This is a genomic window from Paludisphaera borealis, assembly GCF_001956985.1.
Classification (GTDB): domain Bacteria; phylum Planctomycetota; class Planctomycetia; order Isosphaerales; family Isosphaeraceae; genus Paludisphaera; species Paludisphaera borealis.
The window spans coordinates 2,466,564-2,481,144 of the sequence record NZ_CP019082.1 but is presented as its reverse complement, the minus strand read 5'-3'; the positions used below and the strand labels follow the sequence as shown (position 1 = coordinate 2,481,144).

Annotated in this window: 14 protein-coding genes; 9 read left to right on the top strand and 5 right to left on the bottom strand. The window is 66.4% G+C overall.

Annotated features, from left to right (window positions below):
• The first annotated feature begins 124 nt into the window (after window positions 1-124).
• The 7 genes from BSF38_RS09585 (at window position 125) to BSF38_RS09555 (ending at window position 5,566) form a co-directional block, all read left to right on the top strand.
• Window positions 125-382: a hypothetical protein gene (locus BSF38_RS09585; protein ID WP_076345092.1), complete on the top strand. Its 258-nt coding sequence runs from the start codon at window positions 125-127 to the stop codon at window positions 380-382.
• A 52-nt stretch (window positions 383-434) separates the two neighbouring features.
• Window positions 435-794 carry an NADH-quinone oxidoreductase subunit A gene (locus BSF38_RS09580; protein ID WP_076345090.1) on the top strand — a complete coding sequence of 120 codons (360 nt, stop codon included), beginning with the start codon at window positions 435-437 and terminating at the stop codon, window positions 792-794.
• Between the two features lie 57 nt (window positions 795-851).
• Window positions 852-2,138: an NADH-quinone oxidoreductase subunit NuoH gene (gene nuoH, locus BSF38_RS09575; RefSeq protein WP_076345088.1), complete on the top strand. Its 1,287-nt coding sequence runs from the start codon at window positions 852-854 to the stop codon at window positions 2,136-2,138.
• An 82-nt stretch (window positions 2,139-2,220) separates the two neighbouring features.
• Window positions 2,221-2,904: an NADH-quinone oxidoreductase subunit J family protein gene (locus BSF38_RS09570; protein ID WP_076345086.1), complete on the top strand. Its 684-nt coding sequence runs from the start codon at window positions 2,221-2,223 to the stop codon at window positions 2,902-2,904.
• Window positions 2,905-2,985: 81 nt separating this feature from the next.
• On the top strand, window positions 2,986-3,315 hold the full coding sequence (gene nuoK, locus BSF38_RS09565) for an NADH-quinone oxidoreductase subunit NuoK (protein ID WP_076345084.1): 330 nt from the start codon (window positions 2,986-2,988) through the stop codon (window positions 3,313-3,315).
• A gap of 50 nt (window positions 3,316-3,365) precedes the next feature.
• Window positions 3,366-5,105 (top strand): NADH-quinone oxidoreductase subunit N, encoded by a 1,740-nt coding sequence (locus tag BSF38_RS09560; protein ID WP_076345082.1) that lies wholly within the window; start codon window positions 3,366-3,368, stop codon window positions 5,103-5,105.
• A gap of 53 nt (window positions 5,106-5,158) precedes the next feature.
• Window positions 5,159-5,566, top strand: coding sequence for a HEPN domain-containing protein (locus BSF38_RS09555; RefSeq protein WP_076345080.1), 408 nt, complete (start codon window positions 5,159-5,161; stop codon window positions 5,564-5,566).
• A 10-nt stretch (window positions 5,567-5,576) separates the two neighbouring features.
• Here the strand turns inward: BSF38_RS09555 and BSF38_RS09550 are convergent, their stop codons facing one another.
• The 3 genes from BSF38_RS09550 to BSF38_RS09540 form a co-directional block, all read right to left on the bottom strand.
• The gene (locus tag BSF38_RS09550; RefSeq protein ID WP_076345079.1) at window positions 5,577-6,281 is read right to left on the bottom strand and encodes a Uma2 family endonuclease; all 705 of its coding nucleotides are present in this window, start codon (window positions 6,279-6,281) and stop codon (window positions 5,577-5,579) included.
• 53 nt (window positions 6,282-6,334) lie between these two features.
• Window positions 6,335-7,498 carry a Gfo/Idh/MocA family protein gene (locus BSF38_RS09545; RefSeq protein WP_076345077.1) on the bottom strand — a complete coding sequence of 388 codons (1,164 nt, stop codon included), beginning with the start codon at window positions 7,496-7,498 and terminating at the stop codon, window positions 6,335-6,337.
• Between the two features lie 130 nt (window positions 7,499-7,628).
• Window positions 7,629-8,123, bottom strand: a complete 495-nt coding sequence (locus BSF38_RS09540; RefSeq protein WP_210405697.1) for a TspO/MBR family protein — start codon at window positions 8,121-8,123, stop codon at window positions 7,629-7,631.
• A 230-nt stretch (window positions 8,124-8,353) separates the two neighbouring features.
• Here BSF38_RS09540 and BSF38_RS09535 point away from each other — a divergent pair, with 230 nt between their 5' ends.
• Together BSF38_RS09535 and BSF38_RS09530 are read left to right on the top strand one after the other, a co-directional pair.
• Window positions 8,354-8,719 carry a cupin domain-containing protein gene (locus BSF38_RS09535; RefSeq protein ID WP_076345075.1) on the top strand — a complete coding sequence of 122 codons (366 nt, stop codon included), beginning with the start codon at window positions 8,354-8,356 and terminating at the stop codon, window positions 8,717-8,719.
• A 12-nt stretch (window positions 8,720-8,731) separates the two neighbouring features.
• Window positions 8,732-9,610 carry an SDR family oxidoreductase gene (locus BSF38_RS09530; RefSeq protein WP_210405696.1) on the top strand — a complete coding sequence of 293 codons (879 nt, stop codon included), beginning with the start codon at window positions 8,732-8,734 and terminating at the stop codon, window positions 9,608-9,610.
• 505 nt (window positions 9,611-10,115) lie between these two features.
• On the opposite strand, the gene BSF38_RS09520 is transcribed toward BSF38_RS09530, so the two are convergent.
• Together BSF38_RS09520 and BSF38_RS09515 are read right to left on the bottom strand one after the other, a co-directional pair.
• Entirely contained in the window at window positions 10,116-11,585 is a 1,470-nt protein-coding gene (locus tag BSF38_RS09520) for an SBBP repeat-containing protein (RefSeq protein WP_076345069.1), read from the bottom strand.
• A 188-nt stretch (window positions 11,586-11,773) separates the two neighbouring features.
• Entirely contained in the window at window positions 11,774-14,554 is a 2,781-nt protein-coding gene (locus BSF38_RS09515; RefSeq protein WP_076345066.1) for a serine/threonine-protein kinase, read from the bottom strand.
• Between the last annotated feature and the right edge of the window lie 27 nt (window positions 14,555-14,581).

Genomic DNA, 14,581 nt, shown 5'->3' with positions numbered 1-14,581 from the left:
GCTTAAGATGTGGCCTCGGAAGTCGTTTCCGAAGCCTTTCCAGCCGGCTTCGCGAGGACCGGCCTGATTCCCGAAATCCACGCGCCTTTCGCCTCGCCGGCGCGTCGCCCTGGCAAACTCGAATATGATTCCCACTCAGCAGCCGAAATACAACCCCGGCGAGAAGGTCCGCATCGTTCAGTTCGTCCGCGTCGGACACCGCCGCTGGCGAACCCAGTTCGACGGCGTCGTCGAGGCCGAAGGCCGCCGCCCGGTCGGCGGCATCGAAATGGGGGGCAAGGCCTCGTACTGCCAGCAGCCGACGCTTCGGCTCCGGCGGGTCGACGGCGAGATCACCGAAGTGGCCCTGGACGAACGGACCGAGGTCGAAGTGCTGTCGTGATTCGAAGCCGCCCCGCAGCCGCCCGCCGAACCAACCCGAGGTTTCGCGAACAATGGTTATTTACAATTATGTCTTCATCGGTTTGCTGATCCTGCTGGCGATCGGCTTCGCCCTCTTGCCGCTGCTGATCGTGAGGGTGATCGCCCCCCGCAAGAATTCGCTGGCCAAGGGCGACACCTACGAGTGCGGCGTGAAGACCTACGGCGAGACCTGGGTGCGGTTCCGGATCCAGTATTACATTTACGCCATCATGTTCGTGGTATTCGATATTGAGACGGTGTTTCTCTATCCGTGGGCGGTGAGCTACGCCGGGCTCGGGGCGTTCGCCCTGGTGGAGATGGTGGTGTTCCTGGCGATCTTGTTCGTCGGCCTGGGCTACGCCTGGGCCAAGGGCGTGCTGCGCTGGGTGTGAGACGACGGCTCGCGGTCGATCCTCGGCGATGCGGCGAAGGTTCGGAAGGGGGAGAGAGTGGATCTCGATACGGTCTGGCGGGGGACGGTCGTGGCTTCCCAGTCGCAGTTGGTCGAGCTCGACTTCTACACGAAACTGCGATGGGCGCTCTGGCTGCTGGTGGGCTTCGCCGGGGTTTTCCCTGGCATCGTGGCCTACATGGTGTGGCTGGAGCGGAAGGTGGCCGCTCGGTTCCAGGACCGGATCGGCCCCAACCGGGTCGGCCCGCTCGGGCTCTTGCAGCCGATCGCCGACGGGCTCAAGCTGCTCATCAAAGAGAACATCGTGCCGCGGTCAGCCGACCAGCTCGTCCACCTCGTCGCCCCGGTGATCGTGCTGCTCTCGTCGTTTCTGGTGATGGCCGTGGTGCCGTTCGCGGTCGACCTGGTCCCCGTCGACATCCCCTCGGGCCTCGTCTATCTGATCGCCGTTTCGAGTCTCAGCCCGCTGGGGATCTTCCTGGCCGGCTGGTCGAGCCGCAACAAGTATTCGTTGCTGGGGGCGATGCGGTCGGTGGCCCAGCTCGTCTCGTACGAGGTTCCGCAAGTCCTCTCGACCATTCCGATCGTGCTCTGGGCGAGCAGCCTCAGCCTGGTGACGATCTTCGACCGTCAGGTGGAGTTCGGCTGGAACGTCTTCTCGCCCCCCGGCCTGCTGGCGTTCGCCATCTTCTTGATCGCCAGCATCGCCGAGGTGAACCGGACCCCGTTCGACCTGCCCGAGGCCGAGTCGGAGATCATCGCCGGCTATCACACCGAGTATTCGGGGATGCGGTTCGGGCTGTTCTTCCTGGCCGAGTACCTGAGCGTCTTCGCCGTGAGCTGCGTGGCGACGGTGCTCTTCCTGGGCGGTGGGACCCCGTTCCCGTTCATGGAGTTCCCGATCAGCCTGCTGAGCGACTCGATCGCCTCGCTGATCCTGGTCGACGTCGTCCTGGTGTCGGTGTTCATGGGGAAGGTCCTGTTCTTCATCTTCCTGATGTTCTGGATTCGGGCGACGCTGCCGCGGATGCGGGTCGACCGGCTCATGAATTTCGCCTGGAAGTTCCTGATCCCGCTGAGCATCGTCAACATCGTGTTCGCGGCCGTCTGGTACGAGATCGTCATCCGTCCGGGCGTGCTGCTGTTCAGCAACTGGTTGTGGGGGACGCTGGTGACCGGTGTTCTGGTGGTGGTCGCGGTGTATCTCGTCCTCTGGGCGAACCGCAAGATCACCGCGTCGCAGCCGATCAACGCCGACTGGCCGACCCTGGGGCCCCCCGCCCGCGAGGCCGACGGCCGGCCGGCTCTCCACCCGCAGCCGTGACCGGGGCGCATCGAGAGGTCGTCAACGAACCACGCGAGAATCAGCCGGGCGGAGCGCCGCCCCATCGAACGGAGAGGCGAACGTGGCCGAGTTTCTTTTCCTGGTGATCGCGGTGCTCGGGTTGGCCTCGGCGTTCGGGACGGTCCTGGCGCGCAATCTGGTGCACGCCGCGCTGTATCTGATCGGCTTCTTCTTCACGGTGGCCTGCATGTTCGTGCTGCTGGAGGCCGAGTTCCTGGCGGCGATCCAGGTTCTCGTCTACATCGGCGCGGTGGCGATCCTGTTGATCTTCGGGATCATGCTCACCCGCAACATTCAGGGCGACGACACGACGACGATCCCGACCGCCTGGAAGGTCCCCGGCCTGTTCGCCGGTTTCTGCCTGTTCGTGATCCTGGTCTTCGGGATCAACAACGCCGTGGCGCCGTCGGGAAAAGGGACCTGGTCGAGCTCGACGCTCCGGCCCTCGATCGCCGTCGGGCAAGGCCCCGAACCGGCCTGGGTGACGGAGCGCAGGCAGTCGATCAACGACATGGCCCGAATGGTGGGCATCCAACTGATGACCCGCTACGCGGTGGCGTTCGAGGTCGCCGGCCTCTTGCTGACTGCGGCCCTGGTGGGAGCGATCGCGCTGGCCCACCGCGAGGAAGACGATCCCACGCCGGGCCGGTCGGCCGCCATGGGCTCGCAATCGACCACGGACAACGGCGCTCGCGGCGCCGTCTCGACCCCGCCGGCGGTCGCGTCGTCGCGGTCGCGAGCTTGATCTGGATCTTGAACGTCGCTTCCGTCCGTCGTGCGTCCGGCTCTCCGATTCTGGTCCTCGAACCCGCTCGAGCATGAACCCATGGATTCCGACATTCCGCTCAACTGGTTCCTCTATTTCGCCGCGGCGTCGTTCACGATCGGCCTGGTCGGCGTGTTGCTGCGGCGGAACGCGATCGCGGTCTTGATGGCGATCGAGATCATGCTCAACGCGGCGAACATCAACCTGGTCGCCTTCTGGCGATACGGGACGCCGCCGCCGGGCGCCGGGCCGCTCGCCGGGGTGATTTTGGCCCTGTTCGTGATCACGATCGCCGCCGCCGAGGTGGCCGTGGGGATCGGCCTGATCTTGCTCTGCTACCGTCGTTGGAACGCCGCCGACGTGGACCGCTACGACAGCCTGTCGGGCTGAACGAAGCTCTCTGAGAAAAAAGCTTCTCCAACCACCAGGGTGAACGACCGATGCCCCCGACCGTCCCGACGATCGACTTCCGCGACTTCTGGCACATCGCACCGGCCGTCGTCCTCGCCGCCTGGGGCTTGGTCGTCCTGATCGCCGACCTGGTTCTGGCCAGAAGGATGAGCGTCGACGCGCGCCGGCGGTCGATCGGCCTGTTGTCGCTCGTGGGCGTCGGGCTCGCCTTGCTCGCGGCGATCGGCCTGCTCGCGATCGGCGTCCGCCCGGCGGACTTTTCGAAGTTGCTCGGCCCCTCGCTCGAGGCGTACTTCAGCCAGCCGAGTTCGACGATCTTCCTGGGGACATTGGCCGCGAACTTCCCGACCGACGTCTTCAACGTGCTGTTCGTGATCCTCCTGGGCCTGGTGGTCTGGGTCTCGACGTCGTACACGTTCACGGACAACTGGGGCGAATACTTCGCGCTGTTGATCTGGGCCACGGTGGGCATGATGCTGCTGGCGGCCTCGGAAGAGCTGGTGACGCTGTTCCTGGCGCTCGAGACGATGACGATCTGCCTCTACCTCCTGACGGCGATGGAGAAATCGCGGCGGCGGTCGACGGAAGCGGGGCTCAAGTACTTCGTCTACGGCTCGGTCTCCTCGGCCCTCTTCCTGTATGGTTTGAGCCTGGTCTACGGCCTGACCGGGACGACCCAGTTCGACGGCATCCGCCAGGTCCTCGTGGCTTCGGGGCCGACCGACGTCGGGCTTGCGGGCAACCTGGCCGGCGCCACGGCCTTGCTGTTGATGCTCGTCGGCTTCGGCTTCAAGGTCGCGGCCGTGCCGTTCCACCAGTGGGCGCCCGACGTGTACGAAGGGGCCCCCGCGCCGGTCACCGCCTGGATCGCCACGGGCTCGAAGATCGCCAGCTTCGTGGCTCTGCTGAAGGTGTTTCTGCACGCCGTCCAGCCCTGGTCGCATCCGTCGAACGAGCTGCTGGGCCCCGGCTGGCTGGCCGTGGTCGCGGTGATCTCCGCCGTGACGATGACCTACGGCAACTTCGCCGCGTTGGCCCAGAAGAACTTCAAGCGGATGCTCGCGTATTCGTCGATCGCCCACGCCGGCTACATGCTGGTGGGCGTCGCCGCGGTGAGCGTGTCGACGAGCGGTCCCGCGTCGGCCGGGTCGGTGCTGTACTATCTCGTGGTCTACGCGTTCGCGAACATCGGCGCGTTCGCGGTCGCCGCTTGGCTGGTTCGCGACCGTAACGGCGACCAGATCGACGACCTCAACGGTCTGGGCCGACAGGCCCCGGTACTCGCCCTCTGCCTCGTCGTGCTGATGCTTTCGCTGATCGGCATTCCGCCGTTCGCGGGCTTCTTCGGCAAGCTGTACATCTTCATGGAAGCCCTCAACCAGGGGTCTTCGGGCTACCGACTGACCCTGATGGGGCTCGTCGCGCTGGGGTTGTTCAACTCGGTGATCTCCGCGTTCTACTACGTCCGGGTGCTCAAGGCGATGTACCTGCGCGAGCCCTCGGGCCAGCGTCTGGGACCGCCCCGATCGTCGATCGCGTTCCCGGTTCTGATCTCGGCGGTCGTGGTGACCGTGTTCGGCCTGACCCCGACGCCGCTCGTCGATCTCATGAAAGCGGCCGCGGTGCCGATGCTGACGGCCGCGCAGCCCGCCTCGGAGACGGCCCCGCCCCCGGAAATGGCCCCGGCCCCCGTCGCGGCGCCCGTCCCTGTCGCGGCTCCGGCGGCGGCTGCGGCGGCCCCGTCGCCAAGGCCGGGACTGTCCGGCTGATGTTCGAGTTCAAGCGGATTCCTCTTTCCCCACGCCCGTGAGATCCCTCGATCATGGCGATCATCAATACGTTTCAGAAGTGCCTGGACAGTCCGTACTTGATTGCCGACAAGGACGCCGGCTCGCGGATCGGAGAATTGCTTGCCAAGGCCGGCGACCGCCTCGAAGGTGCGCTGAACATCCAGTCGACCGGCCAGGGCGACCCCGCCGACGCGGTCTTCCTGAGCTACGAGGCGATGTTCTGCTGCCTCCGAGCCCTGGTCTACGCCAAGGGGTACCGCGAGATGGGACTCCGCTGTCTCCTCCTCGCCTGCGAGAGCCTTTACGTGAAGCCCGGACAGTTCGACGCCGAACACCTCCGCAAGTTCGAACTCGCCCAGCGCCTCAAGCTCTCACCCGCCGACGCCGTCGCGTCAGCCTCCGCGTTCGTCAAGAGGACCCTCGAACTGATCGCCCAGTAAGGAAGATGGCTCAGTTCGCGAGCTTCTCGACGAACCGCTGATGTTCGGGACCGGCCATGGCTTGCCGGAGGGTTTCGAGGACCTTCGCGACGTCGTCGGCGAGCATCGCCGGGGAGTCGAGCGCGAGGCCGGGGAAGATTCGGCTCCGATAGACGCCTTGCTCGTCGGGGGCGAGAGCAACGAACTCGCCGTCCTGAAGAGCGAACCAGTCGATCTGGCGATCGCGGACCCGCCAGATGATGTACTCGCGGACCCCGTTGCGGCGGTACGCCTGGAGTTTCTGGTTGCGGTCGATGCTCGCGGTACTGGACGACACCTCGACGACCAGTTCCGGCGCTCCCTCGATGTAATCGTCGCTCGATCGGCGCGTCTGGCCGCCGCGCTTGGGGTCGATCAGGAGGAGGGCGTCCGGCTGCGGCTCATTGTCGAGATCGAGCCGCACGGTAGCGTCGGTGGCGACCCCTACCCCGGGCGTCTCGGCCTTGTAGACGATCAGCCATCCCAGGACTTTCGCGTGGGGCGAACCGTGCCGCTCATAGCTCACCGGCGATGGCATATAGACGATCCCTTCAATCAATTCGGCCTTTTTCACCCCGGGCATCGCCAGATAGCGGCGCTCGAATTCGATGCGTGACAGCCGATCCCCGTTCTCGAGCGGTGGCACGGCGACTTCGGGCGGCTGATGGGACTTCGTCGGCGACGTGATCGTTGACATGGGATCGACTCCACGAGGCTTTGCTTCCAGACAGCGCATGGAGGACGTCGAACTCAGGCGGGCGTGGACCGACCGGTGATCTCGTCGATCGTCACCAGCCGGGCTTCATCGACGGCTTTGCGGACGAGGAGGCCGGTCAGGGTGGCGGCGCGGGCTTCGGCCAGGGAGATCGGCGGAGGAGTGGGAGTCTCGGCCCGGACGGCGGCGAGGAAGGCTTCGAGGGCCAGGCGGGTGTCGTTTTGCGAGCCGGGATGGATCGTCTGCCGGGCCTTGCGGCGGTCGCGGAACGTCAACGCGCCGCTGCCGAAGTCGAGGCCCCCTTCGACGCCGAGCACGCGCAGGTGCGAGCCGGTGAAGTTGTCGTCGGCGGGAGCGACGTAGCTCTGGGAGAACGACGCGCGGAAGCCGTCGGCCCAGGCGAGATCGACGGCGTAGTGGTCGGTCACGTCGCGCCCGGGCTGCTCGCGCTCGAACAGTCCGCGCAGCCCCCAGCCGCTGGCGCGGACGGGAGGTCCGCCGTGCAGCCAGTTCAGGACGTCCCAGATGTGGACGGCTTGCTCGACCATGAAATCGCCCGAGCGGTCGCGGCGGCCGAGCCAGCCGTCGTGGCCGGTGAGCGGGCCGTTGCTGCTCGTCCACGAACCGCGCGCCTCGATCAGCGCGCCCAGCTCGCCGTTGCGGATGCGTCCCACGCCGTCCTGAAACCGTGGGTTCGACCGCCGCTGGAAGCCGACGTGAACGACGACGCCCGGCGCTTTCGCCGACTCGGCGATCAGGCGGTCGCAGCCGGCGATGGTCAGGGCGAGCGGTTTCTCCGCATAGACGTGCTTCCCGGCGCGGACGGCGTCGCCGGCGATCGATTCGTGGAGGTCGCAGGGCACGGCCGCGATCACTGCGTCGAGGTCGTTGCGTTCGATGAGCCGTCGGGGGTCTTCAACCGCCTCCGGGCGTTGCCCACGGGCTTTCTCGACGATTCCCTGGCCTCGGGCGCGGTGCCGCGGCTCGGGATCGCAGACGACCGGGACGACCGTCCCCGGCAGTTCGAGCAGGCTGCGCAGCAGGTTGGTCCCGCGATTGCCGACGCCGATCAATCCCACCCGGACGGGGTGGTCCGGGCCGCCGCCGGCCGTCGGGGGCGCGAGGGCGCCCGGCGACAAGGCCAGGCTCGCCGCCGAGCAGCCGAGGAATCGGCGCCGATTCAGGGAGATCGGGGGCATGGGGACGACTCCAGATCGCGGCTCAAGGACTTTGCATGCGTGGGCTCGACCGACCGGGCGGCCGACGCCACTTGACCTCGGCCTATTGTATCTCATGACGGACCAAACTTCGACCGTCGCAAGTCTCGGATCAGTTGAGACGGTGGATCGCGCCGTTCAGCACCGCGGCGAAACTCACCCAGAGGAGGTAAGGAACCAGGAGCAGAGCGGCACCCCGACTGATTTTGAAGAAGCTGAGGATCGTCGCCGCGATCACCAGCCAGAGCGAGAGAATCTCGGCGAACGCGAGCCCGGTCTGGTGGAGGCCGAAGAACAGCCAGGACCACGCGGCGTTGAGGGCGAGCTGGAAAACGAAGCACCCGAGCGCCGTCTGGACGTCCTCCCGGTGAGTGTTTCGATGTCTCCAGACGAGCCATGCGGCGAGCGACATCAGCAGATAAAGCACCGTCCAGACGGGTCCGAAGAGCGAGCTGGGAGGAATCCACGGCGGCTTGCGCAGCCCGGCGTACCAGGGGGACAGGTTCGGGATCGTCGCCGCGGTCCCGATGGCGGCCGCGCTGAACGAGAGGATTACAAAGCCGAGCAAGCCGGCCAGATCGAGCAGCAGGGGCCGTTTTCGAATCACGAGGTCGACTTTCCGAACGTGAAGCAAGGGAACGACGAAGCCGACGCATCGGCGGCCTCCGGACCCCGAGGAAGCATCGATCATCGACCGAGGCGACGGTCGCGTCAAGCGGGAGGGCCGCCTCGGCGGTCCGCCAGGTGCTTGACGCCCACGCCGCCGTTTCTTAGCATCTTGCCACCCACTCTTCTATAGAACAAAATCAAAATCAGACGTCCAAGGAACGAGTCGCCATGCCGACGCTTATACCGCGTCCGAGCCGGGTCGAGGCCGCCGGGACACCCCCCAAGCTGATCGACGAGTACGTCGGACGGGTCAACACCGGCGACTCTCGACTGAGCGTCGCGCACATGCGCAGCCCGTCGGGCTGGGTCGAGCCCGGACAGACGCCGGCTTTCGACGAGTACACCTTGGTTCTACGCGGCCTGCTGTGCGTCGAACATCGCGACGGTCGGCTCGACGTCCGCGCGGGCCAGGCCGTTCAGGTCGCCTCGGGCGAGTGGGTGCGATACAGCACGCCCGAGGCCGAGGGCGCCGAGTACATCGCCGTCTGCCTTCCGGCATTCACCCTCGAAGCCGCCAACCGCGATCCGGAGTGAGGCGACGCCGCCATGACACCGCAGCATACTCTTCCGTCGATGCAAGGCAAGACCTGCCTCGTGACCGGTGCGACCACGGGCATCGGTTTCATAACGGCTCGCGAACTGGCCCGCGCCGGGGCGCGCGTGCTGATCGTCGCGCGGTCGCCTGAAAAAGGGGCCGAGACGATTCGGCGGATCGCCGAGGAAACCGGCGCTCAGACCGTCGAGGCCCTGACGGCCGACCTCGCCTCGCAGGCCGACATCCGCGCTCTGGCTCGCGAGGTCAAGAGCCGCGTCGACCGGCTCGACGTGCTCATCAACAACGCCGGAGTCATCCTGCTCGACCGCCGCGAAAGCGTCGACGGCATCGAGATGACGTTCGCGGTCAATCATCTGGCGTATTTCCTGCTCACCAATCTCTTGCTCGACCTCCTGAAGGCCAGCAGCCCGGCGCGGATCATCAACGTCGCCTCGGGCGCCCATCGCGGGGCGAAAATCAATTTCGACGATATCGGCGGCCGCGAGCACTACAGCGGGTGGCGGGCGTACCAGCAGTCGAAGCTCGCCAACATCCTCTTCACCCGCGAACTGGCCAAGGCGCTGACGGGCACGGGCGTCACGGCCAATTCACTCCATCCCGGTTATGTGAACACCCAGATCTTCCGCGAGGAAGGTTTGCGAGGGCTGATCATGCGCTGCGCCGCGGGGCTGTTCGCGATCGCACCCGAGCGCGGGGCCGAGACGACGCTCTACCTGGCGTCCTCGCCCGCCGTGCAAGGCGAGTCGGGCGAGTATTACGCCCGGTGCAAGCCCGCGAGCATCTCCAAGGAAGCACGCAACGAAGCCACCGCCCGGCGACTCTGGCAGTTCAGCGAAGACCTGGCCGGCATGAAGTCGCAGACCGTCTGACCCCGCGACGTCGGGACATGGAAATTGACGCTCCGGCGTCGCCAGGATGCGCGGAGCGTCGAAAGAGCGGCGTCATGCGTGGGCGTGGAATCGCTGGCGAGCGGCGGTCATGGAGAAGGTCCGTTCGGTCGACTTCCAAGTTCGGAAGTTCGATAGCCCGCCACTTCGGCGTGCGGTCCGATTGGCGAACGGATGCGCGACGCCGTGCAGGATCGCGGTTCGCGGTCTGATTGAGATCGACGCGGGCGGGTCGGCGATCGCTTGGGGGTTGGTGTTGCCAGCGGTCAGGGCGAAGCTCGTCGATGGGGAGAGCGATCCGGAGGAAAGGCTGCGGGCGTTGTCGAGCTGGTAGGCCCAGAGGTAGCGAGGCTGTCATGAGGTCCCATCTGGCCGCGAGCACCTCCGCGCAATAGAGCCGATGCCTCGGCCTCAACACGAGGCACCGGGTGGAAGGAACCCAGGGCGGCTGCCGTCTCGATGCGCCGCAAGGATCAGTCGTAATCGGCTAACTCTTCCTCAGCTTGAGAAGGAACATGTTTGTTCCCCTCGGGTTCGTCAACGTGTGGGTGCCGATGGGGTCTGGGTCGAAGTCAACCGTGGCGGAGGAGTAGTAGCCGGCCAGGTAGATGTTGCCGGCCGCGTCGACCGCGATCCCGTTTGCGTAGTCACCCCCCGTGCCACCGAACGTCACCGCCCAGTCGACCGCCCCGGTCTTCGTCAGTTTGGTCACGAAGACATCAGTCCCGCCCAGAGAAGTGGCGGTGGGCAGGCCGAAGCCGGGAACAAACGGCTCGTAGAAGGTGCCCGTGGCATAGACGGCGCCGGCGGTGTCGACTGCCAGGCTTGCGACCGGCGCACAGCCCAGCCGGGTCGCCCACTGGAGCGAGCCGGTGGGCGAGAGCCGGGCGACGAACCCGTCGCTGGTGAGCGTCGCGAAGTTCGGCAGTCTGGTATCGACGCTCGTACTCGGGTTGAAGTCGACCTGGCCGTTGTAGATCCCGCCGACGACGATGTTGCCCGCCGCGTCGAGAGCCAGGTCGGTCGGGCTGACCGTGGAGAGCACCTGGGTTGACCGGGTAATGAACGGCGCGACCCAGCCGAAGGAACCGGCCGCCGTCAGTTTGAGGACGTAGGCGTTCGCGTTCGGTCCTCCGGTCACGTAGTTCGTCTTCTTGGCGTCCGGATCGAAGTCGAGGATGCCGAAGAAGGCACCGGCGACGTAGACGTTGCCCCCCGCGTCGGTCGCCAGGCTCGAGGCCCCCCCGCCCGAATTGTCGAAGCGCTTGGACCACGTGACCGCCCCGGTCGGGCTGTACTTCCGGACCTCGAAGCCGGTGTAGTAGATGGTGTTGCCGCTCTGGTACCACGAGGTACCAGCCGTGAAGACGTTGCCGGAGGCGTCGATGGCGATATCCCCGTCGTGTTCCCCCGTGGTCGATGATCCCCAGCTCTTGGTCCAGAGGAAGTTCCCGTTCGCGTCCAGCTTGGTGACGAAGGCGTCGGAGGGTCCAGCCGCCGTCAAGGACGTCGATCCGAAGGCGGCCTGACCGGAGAATTCGCCGCTGACATGGACGTTCCCGGCCCCGTCGACCGCGACGCTACCGGGCCCTGTACTGAGCTTGCTGCCGACCATGCGGGCCCAGACGAGCGTGTTGTCGGGGGCGTACTTGGCGATGTAACCGGCCCAGGGTCCCGGCGGGGTGAGGATGTCGGAGCCGTCGGGGCGGACGACGTTCGGGTCGAAATCCATCGGGCCACTGAAGCTGCCGATCACGTAAGTGTTGCCGGCCGCGTCCACGGCGTTGGACTGCGCGGTGGCCGACGCGGTATCACTCCCGACATCAAAGACCGAGTCGAACACGGCGGAGAGGACGACGCGGTCCTCGAGGGATTCAAGGCGGGGACGCGACGCCTTGCTCACGGTCCGGGGACGCTTCGGGGAGGTTTGGGTTCGGGACGAGAAGGGCTGCCACATTGCTCGGCTCCTTGGGAGGGTTCAGGGTGAAGGTTGAATCGGGATACGCTCGGCGCGCACCCCGGACGTTCGCGGAGTGCACCCGTCGCACCGCGGGGATTGGGAGACATGGGTCTCGGTACAGTGGGCCGCGGCGCGGCTCGGGACTGGTCGACCGACTCACCCGGGGCCTGGCGGCCTCGGGGCGGTTATCGCCCTCGCTCAGGCGACTCGGTGCCCAGCAGGGTCGCCGCCTCGTCGCGAAAGCGGCGGAACAGCGGCGGTTCTGGGTATTTGCTCCCGTTCGAGTGCGTTTCGTAGCCGCGTAACCATTCGTCGCAACGAGCGAACATCGCGCGGGCCCTGGCCTGGTCTCCCAACCTCCAGTAGGCCATGACGGCGACGAAATCGCCGAGGCGTGAGTAATCCTTTTGCTTCTCCAAGGACTTGATGCAGCCCGTCCAGTCCCCCGAGCGGTACTGGGCCCAGCCCAGGGATTGCCACGCTTCGCCATCGTCGGGAGCAACCTCGACCGCCCGGCGAGCCAGTTCCAGCGCGCGCGGCGGGTCATAAAACCGCTCTCCGCGCCAGGCAGAACAGATGTCAGCGAGCGCCTCGAGGCTTCTAGCCAGGGTCACGCGGTACTCGAGCACAGCCGGGTGCTCGCGGACCAGGGCCTCGCCCACCTGAACGGCCAGTTCACCGGTCTGTATCGCTTCCCCTAGACGGCCTGCCACGCGGAGCTTGAGAACCAGTGCCTGCTCGCATTTGGCAAGGTGAGCACGATACTCGGGAACGTCGGGGAACTCGCTGATGAGGGATCGGAGCAGTTCCTCGCCGCGCCGCGAACTCGCGATGGAGTCATCCCGTCGCCCAGTGATTTCCAAGGAGAGTGCGTGGTTATCCAGAGAGACGGCGAGCCGGTGCCGGAGGTCCGCCTCGGTCGGGTCTCCCACCAGAAGCGCATCGAACCGCGTCACTGCCAGACGGTCGGCCTCCTCGGCCTCTCGATATTGGTCAGTACCGTGGAGGACGCTCCCGAGGCTCATGTCCCGGGCGGCGAGTGATCGCAGGCAATCCCGATCGCGAGGGGCGTCCGCCAGGAGCTTGAGGAGGATTTCCCGCCCGCGACGTACGTCGGACTCAGCCTCCTGCCAGCGTCCTTGCGCCACACGCAAGTCGCCCTTCGCCCCGAGTGACTGAGCGAGCCCGAGGCGGTATTTCCGGACATCTGGGAGTCTGGCCACGAGCGAATCGTAGGTCACCACCGCTCGCGTGAGAAGGGGTTCGGCTTCGGCGGATCTCGCGTCCATCGCGTATTGCCTTCCGAGTGTTCCGAGAGCGTCGGATAGCTCGGCACTGTACTCGGCACGATCGGGGTGGCAGCCGACAAGGTCTTCGAGCCGCTCGATCGCCTGCCGCCGGGCGGCCTCCGCCCGTTCGGGCCTCCCAAGCTTGTCCTGAATCGTCCCCGTCCGGAGCCCGGCCCTGGCGGCTTCGAGCCGGACCCCCGAGTCGTCGCCCTCCTCGGCGGCGAATCGCTCGTAGAACGCCAAGGCCTTCTCGAGGAACTCCCGCTGAACCTGGGTGAGCCGCGGCTGCCGGGCGAACCACTTCTCGGCGACCTCCGTGTACATCTCGTCGACGGCGCGGCGGGCCAGGACTAGCCGGCCCTTCGCCTTCGCCTGCTCCCGCGAGATCGCCAGCAGGCTCACCGTGAGACCGACCACCGCGAGGACCAGGATCGTCGCCACGACCGCCGACGTCGTGATCGCCATGCGGTGGCGCCGGGTGTACTTTGTGAACCGATACCATGACGACGGCGGGCACGCCTCCACCGGCTTGTCGGTGAGGTACCGCATCACGTCGGCCGCGAAGTCGTTGGCCGTCTCATAACGCCGTTGCCGTTTCTTGTCCAACGCCTTCATCACGATCCAGTCGAGGTCGCCACGGACGGAGCGGTCGAGGCGGCGTGCGTCGGCCTTGCGATTCGCCGAGATCGTCGACTGCGTCGCCCCGAGAGAACTGAGTCGAGTGCTCGGCTTCGGCGGCTCCTCCTCGCGGACGATCCGGCGGATCTCGTCGAACGCGGCCTTGCGGAACGTCTCGGAGTCGAACGGCGCCGTGCCGGTCAGGAGTTCGTAGAGGAGGACGCCCAGGGAGTAGACGTCGCTGCGGGTGTCCACGTCGACGCCCGCCAGCTCCGCCTGCTCTGGGCTCATGTACATGGGCGTGCCGACGAACTGGGCGAAGGCCGTGAAGCAGGTCTTGTCGGTCAGGGTCTGACCCGTGGCCTTGGCGATGCCGAAGTCGATGATCTTGGGGACCGCCGAGCCGTCGACGACCGTCACCAAGATGTTCGAGGGCTTCAGGTCGCGGTGGATGATCCCCTTCTGGTGGGCGTGCTGAACGGCGCGGCAGACCAGGACGAACAGCTCCAGCCGTTCGGGGATCGAGAGCCGCTCGCGGTCGCAATACTCGGTGATCGGCAGGCCGTGAACCAGCTCCATGACGAAGTAAGGCCGGCCGTCGTCGGTCGCTCCTGCGTCGTGTACCCTGGCGATGTTCGGGTGGTCCATCATCGCCAACGCCTGGCGTTCGACCTCGAAGCGGGCGATGATCTGCTTCGAGTCCATCCCCGGCTTGATGAGCTTGAGCGCCACCTTGCGTCGCACGGGATGCGTCTGCTCGGCCATGTAGACGACGCCCATGCCCCCCTCGCCGATCGCCTCCAGCAACTTATACGGGCCGATGGCCGCGCCAAGGCTGTCGGCCGAAGGCGCGGAGCCGAGTGTAAGGGTGTCGGCCTCGGTGGCAGTCTGAAGGAATCCGCCCGCCCGGATATGGGCGTCGAGCAGCGACTCGACCTGCCGACGCAGCGCGGCGTCGCCGCCGCACGCCCGTTCCAGAAAGTCCGACCGCTCGGCTTTCGAAACGATCTCGATCGCTTCGCTGAAGACGGTCTCGACGCTCGGGAGTTTCACGCTCATTGTGGATCTCCCTGAAGTGACTCGCTC